This is a genomic window from Streptomyces sp. NPDC054840, assembly GCF_053611065.1.
In genome coordinates, this window is sequence record NZ_JBSGZP010000462.1 from 1 (window position 1) to 6,027 (window position 6,027).

3 protein-coding genes and 1 pseudogene are annotated in these 6,027 nt (G+C 71.6%); all 4 read right to left on the minus strand.

The annotated features are described in order from the left end of the window. Positions 1 to 41: 41 nt before the first annotated feature. Entirely contained in the window at positions 42 to 1,721 is a 1,680-nt protein-coding gene (locus ACWGIU_RS26880) for an LPXTG cell wall anchor domain-containing protein (protein ID WP_453709927.1), read from the minus strand. Between the two features lie 166 nt (positions 1,722 to 1,887). Continuing rightward, positions 1,888 to 3,696, minus strand: a complete 1,809-nt coding sequence (locus ACWGIU_RS26885; RefSeq protein ID WP_453709929.1) for a GMC oxidoreductase — start codon at positions 3,694 to 3,696, stop codon at positions 1,888 to 1,890. A 27-nt stretch (positions 3,697 to 3,723) separates the two neighbouring features. Next, on the minus strand, positions 3,724 to 5,355 hold the full coding sequence (locus ACWGIU_RS26890; protein WP_453709931.1) for a succinic semialdehyde dehydrogenase: 1,632 nt from the start codon (positions 5,353 to 5,355) through the stop codon (positions 3,724 to 3,726). 93 nt (positions 5,356 to 5,448) lie between these two features. Next, positions 5,449 to 6,027: pseudogene (locus ACWGIU_RS26895) on the minus strand (serine/threonine protein kinase); the annotation flags it as partial.

Consider the following 6,027-nt stretch of genomic DNA (forward strand, 5'->3'; position numbering starts at 1 on the left):
ACGCCCCGGGCCGGCCGTTCCGCGTCGTCGCGCGTACGCCGTTACGCGTGCCCGCCCGCCTTGCGGCGGAAGGCGAGGAACAGCCCGGCGCCGACGGCCAGGAGCACCGCGCCGCCGAGCGCGATCATCCTGGTCGAGCTGCCGGTGGAGGCGAGGCCGCCGTTCGCCGTGACACCCGAGCCGGTGGCCGAGGCGCTCGCCGTCGCGGTCGCGGTCGCGGTGGGCGTCGCGGAGCCGGTCGGGGTCGGCGAGGCCGAGGTGCCGGTCGGGGTCGGGGCCGGTCCGATGCCCTTCGCGTTGATCACGAAGGCCGCCTTGTCATTGGTGTGGTTCGGGTCCCAGCGCTGGCCCGTGGTGCCCTCCGGCGTCCACCGGCCGACCGTGATCGAGCCCTTGGCGTCGGGCACGACCTTCTCGATCTTCAGCTGGAACGGGTAGGTGAACGTCTCCTCCTCCCCCACCACATGGCCGGTGGAGCAGAAGTAGCGTGGCGCGCCCAGGGTCTGCTCGCGGGGGGTGCCGTCCGCCTCGACCCCCTTGCAGCCGGCCGGGACCTTCGTGACCCTCGCGCCCGCCGGTATCACGATGTCGGTGCGGGCGACGTCCTCACCGGAGCGCAGGTACGCCACCCACGCGGGGCCGTTGTTGCGGAAGCCGAAGTCGGCGTCGACCGTCTCGCCGGCCTTGCCCTTGAGGGACACGCCCGAGGCCACCAGGTCGGCGGTGTTCCTCGTCGCGAAGTCGAACTCCTGGACGTTGTTCCAGGGGTCGAGGTCCACCGCCGGCCGGGCTGACCGGGCCGAGGCCTTGGGGGCCCGCTCAGCCGCGGTCAGCTTGTTGCCGCCCACCGGCTCCTTGCCGCTCGCGGCCGCACGGTTCTTCGCCGCCTTCGGCTGGTCGCCGGCCGCGTACACCGCGTAGGTCAGGCCGTCGACGAAGGCGTGCGGGGCGGCCTTGAGCGTCAGCGGGCCGTCGACGCCGTAGACCCCGCCGGGCTCGTACTCGCCCTCCAGCAGGCACTGCACCGTGCTCCAGCCCGTGTTCCACGGCCGGCCCGCCGTGCTGTCCTCGGCGTAGGAGCAGTTGTCGTACTGCTCGACCAGGCCGATGCCGTGCGTGGTGCGCATTTCGAGCACCACGCCGTTGACGGGATCGGTGCCCTCGTTGGCGAAGACGATCGACAGGTTCTGCTTGTCGCCCGGCTTCTGCTCCGCCTTCAGCCTGGCCCGCTCCAGCACCAGGTCGGGGCCGCCGACGCGCACCTTGGTGGTGGCGGCCTCGAAGGTGGCGCCTTCCGCCGTGCCGGTGAGCGTCAGGTCCGCGGTCGCGCCGGCCTTGCTGCCCTCGGCCGCGCGGAGGTCCAGGTTCACGACGGTGCTCTCGCCCGTCCACAGCCCCCAGCGCTTGCAGGTCACGGCCGCGGCCGTGAGCTTGCAGTCCGCCTCCCGGCCCTTGGCGAGCGTCACGTCGGCGACGCCCTTGAGGGCGCTCAGGTCGATCGTGAAGGTGCTGGGGCGGTCGAACGTCTTGGTGGAGTCGTTGACGATCCGGAACTCCACCGAGGTCTTCTGCGGTTCACCGCTCTGCCCGGGGTGCGGGCGCAGACCGATCGCGGCCGGTCCGGCCAGGGTGAAGACGGGGTCCGCGGCGTATGCGGGAGTGATGGCCGCTCCCAGCACCACGAGGGCGCCGGCAGCCGACAACGAGATGCGCTTTCTCATGCAGCCGTTGACTGTCGAACATCAGTCGCAGTTGCACACTTCACTGTGTGATCGACACCACAGACCGGCACCACGGATTCCGGTACAACCATCAAGGCTGAACATCTGTCACGTATGTACTGCGGTGGGTACCGCGCTCGGAGGGGGAGCGCGGTACCCACCGCTGTCACATCATCGGTTCCGGATCGCTCACCGGCCGGCGCGGCGGAACCTCCGGGACTGCCATGAACGGCAACCGCAGCGCGCCGAAAGCGTCCTTCGGGACCGCCGGACGGATCGGCTCCACCGCGTCCAGGCGGACGTACGCCGCTCCCTGCTCGGGCCGCGGGTCCCGCTCCCCCGCGTTCGGCCAGTACGACATCGCCCGTTCCGCCTGCGCGGTGATCGTCAGCGACGGGTTCACCCCGAGGTTCGCGGAGACGGCCGCACCGTCCACCACCGAGATGCCCGGGTGCCCGTAGAGCCGGTGGTACGGGTCCACCACCCCCTCCTCGGGCGAGGCACCGATCGGGCAGCCGCCCAGGAAGTGCGCGGTCAGCGGGGTCCCCATCAGCTCACCGATGTTGCTGCCCGGGAAGCCGTTGATCTCCTCGGCCAGCAGGGTCGCGGCCTGCGTGGCCTCCGCGATCTGGACCGGGTTCGGGGCGCCGTGGCCCTGCCGGGCGGTGAGCAGGCCCTTCCCGATGCCGCCGGGCTTGCGGTACGTGGTCAGCGAGTTGTCCAGCGACTGCATGACCAGGCCGATGATGGTCCGCTCCGACCAGCGCCGGTTGGACAGCGAACGCGCCAGCTGCACGGGGTGCCGCGCGGTCCGGCCCAGCCAGGCACGGACCCGGTGCGCGCTGTGGGGGACCTGGAGGATGGTCATGAACCCCATGGCGTTGGAGCCCTTGCCGTAGCGGACGGGCTCGATGTGGGTGTCGGCGTTGGGGTGCACGGAGGAGGTGATCGCCACGCCCCGGGTGAAGTCCGCCCGGCGGTCGCCTCCGTGCAGCTTGCGGTAGCGGCGGTCGTCGGTCTGCGCGCCGACCAGGCCCTCGGAGTTGGTCCGGGTCAGCTCCCCGAGCCGGTGCGAGAGGCGCGGGAGCTCGCCGCGGTCCTTCATCGTGTGCAGCAGGGTCTGCGTCCCGTAGGTGCCCGCCGCGACGACCACGTACCGGGCGCGCAGTACCTTCGCCCGGCCCCGCCGTCGGCCGTCGGTGGGGACGGTGCGGACGCGGTACCCGCCCTCGGGGTGGTCGGAGAGCGCGGTGACGGTGGTCATCGGGTGGATGACGGCGCCGGCGCGCTCGGCGAGGTGCAGGTAGTTCTCGTTGAGGGTGTTCTTCGCGCCGTGCCGGCAGCCGGTCATGCACTCGCCGCACTCCGTGCAAGCCTTCCGGGCGGGGCCGGCGCCGCCGAAGTACGGGTCGGGGACCTCGTCCCCGGGCCGGACCTTCGGCTGCGCCGCTCCCTCCTGGCCGTCCTTCCCGTCCCCGAAGAAGACGCCGACCGGGGCCATGTGGAAGGAGTCCGCGACGCCCATCTTCTCGGCGGCCGCCTTGAGGTGGACGTCGGAGGGGGTCAGGGTCGGGTTGAGACGCACCCCGAGCATCCGCTTGGCCTGCTCGTAGTAGGGGGCGAGCTCCTCCCTCCAGTCGGTGATGGAGGCCCACTGCCGGTCCTCGAAGAAGGCGGTGGGCGGCACGTACAGGGTGTTGGCGTAGTTGAGGGAGCCGCCGCCGACGCCGGCGCCCGCGAGCACCATCACGTTGCCGAGCAGGTGGATCCGCTGGATCCCGTACAGCCCGAGGGCCGGGGCCCACAGGTAGTTGCGCAGGTCCCAGCTGTTCTTCGGCAGGCTCTCGCGGGTGAAGCGGCGTCCGGCCTCCAGGACGCCGACCCGGTAGCCCTTCTCGGTCAGTCGCAGCGCCGAGACCGATCCGCCGAAGCCCGATCCGATGACGATGACGTCGTAGTCGTACGACTCAGACACGATGCTGCCCCTTAGCGCAGTCGGAGATCAACGGAAGCGGAGGGCCTTCATGACCTTGAGGCTACGAGTCATGAACGCCGCGTACTTCTCGTCGTCCATGCCCAGCGAGGGGGCCATCGGGAGCAGCCGCTGGTGGGCGACGGTCTGGGCCTCGGTGTACTTGAGGATGCCCTCGGAGCCGTGACGGCGGCCGAGGCCGGAATCCTTCATGCCGCCCATGGGTGCCTGGGCGCTGCCGTAGGCGGGGGCGTAGCCCTCGTTTATGTTGACGGTGCCGGTGCGCAGGCGGGCGGCGACGGCGTGGCCGCGGCGGGAGTCCTTGGTCCAGACGCTGGAGTTCAGGCCGTAGGCGGTGGCGTTGGCCTCGGCTATCGCCTGGTCCTCGTCGGTGAAGCGGTAGATCGAGACGACCGGTCCGAAGGTCTCCTCGCCGCACACCGCCATGGGGGCCTCGACGCCGTCGAGGATGGTGGGCTCGTAGAAGAGCGGGCCGATGTCGGGTCGGGCGGTGCCGCCTGCGACGAGGGTGGCGCCCTTGGCCACGGCTTCGTCCACGTGCCGCTGTACGGTCTCCAGCTGGCGCTCGCCGACCAGCGAGCCCATGTCCGCGCCGTACGCGAGGGTGGCGCCGAGCCGCATGGCCTTCGTCCGGGCGGCGAACCGCTCGACGAAGGCGTCGGCGATCGAGGCGTGGACGTAGAGCCGCTCGATGGAGATGCAGAGCTGTCCGGCGGAGGAGAAGCAGGCGCGGACGGCGCCGGCGGCGGCCTTCTCGATGTCGGCGTCGTGCAGCACGAGCATGGCGTTCTTGCCGCCGAGTTCGAGGGAGACGCCGACGAGGCGGTCGGCCGCGCCCCGGGCGACCTCGCGGCCGGTGCGGGTGGAGCCGGTGAAGGAGACGTAGTCCGCGTGCCGGACCACCTCGGGGCCGACGACGGGGCCCTCGCCGAGCACGATCTGGAAGACCTCGGCGGGCAGTCCGGCCTCGATCAGCAGGTCACGGGCCCACAGGGCGGTCAGCGCGGTCTCGGTGTCGGGCTTCATGACGAGCGCGTTGCCGGAGACGAAGGCGGGCAGGGCGTCGCCGACCGACAGTTCCAGGGGGTAGTTCCAGGGGGCGATCTGGCCGACGACTCCGCGCGGCTGGCGCAGTTCGGTGACCTTGGTGAGGGTGGGCATGGCGCCGGTGTGGCCCTTGGGGCGCAGGTAGCCGGGGGCCTTGCGCCCGTAGTGGCGGGCCGAGATGGCGACCGCCTGGACCTCCTCGTGGGCGTGCAGCCGGGCCTTGCCGGTCTCCAGCTGGATCAGGTCGAGGATCTCGGCCTGGCGGGCGAGGACCAGGTCGTGGAAGCGCAGCAGGACCGCCGCCCGTCGGCGTACGGGGACCGCCGCCCAGGCGGGCTGGGCCGCGCGGGCCCGGTCGAAGGCCTCGGCCACGTCCTCGGGGGTGGCCTCCGGGAGCTCCGCCAGCCGGTCCCCGGTGAAGGGGCTGTGGTTGGCGGTGCGGCCGGATCCGATCACTCCGCGGGTCAGCCGGGCGACCAGGTCGGGGGTCACCACATCGGCGGCGGTCCGGGCACCGGCCGGGGCCGGGGCGACCGGGTTGGTGGGCTCCGGTGCGGTCCGGAGGAGGGCGGCGGGGGCCTGCGAGTCCGTCATGCCGGTGAGCGTATTGTGCCGGACAGCCTTTGGGTACCCGCCGGTAACCGGATTTTGCTATTTCCGCCAGCGATCGCTGGCAGGGTGCCCGGATCAGGGCTTCTTGGCGGGCGGCTCCCAGCCGCTGAGCACGATGTCGAACTGCTGCTCGGTCGTCGCCCAGCTCGCGATCGGGCTCGACATGTAGACGGCGTACTCCGTGCCGTCCTGGGCCACGTACATCTGCTCCTTGGCCCTGCGCGGGCCGGGGTGGTTCTGCTTCTCCGTCCAGGTGAAGTCCCAGAGCGCGGCCCGGGTGCTGTCCCGGAAGGTGTTCTGGTTCAGCCGCACCTTCCTGTAGTCGGTCCGCTTCGCCACCTGCTTCTCCAGGTCGCGCAGGTGCGCGTACGGGTCCTGGTAGTCCGGGGTGGGATCGGAGGCGATCCGGATGAAGTGCTTGCCGTCGTCCGGGGTGTAGTCGATCTGGTCGCCGTTCGCCTTGCGCGTCCAGCCCTCCGGGACGAACAGGGTGAAGCCGGCGAGGGGGTCGGTGACCTTGTTGTAGCCGGCCGGAGGGGTCGGCGCCTGCGGCTTCCCGTCGTCGCCGGACTGTCCGCTCGTCGAGCCGGCGAGCTTGTCCGCACCGCCGTCCGACCCCGAGTCCCCGGTGTACTTGAGGACCCCGAAGACACC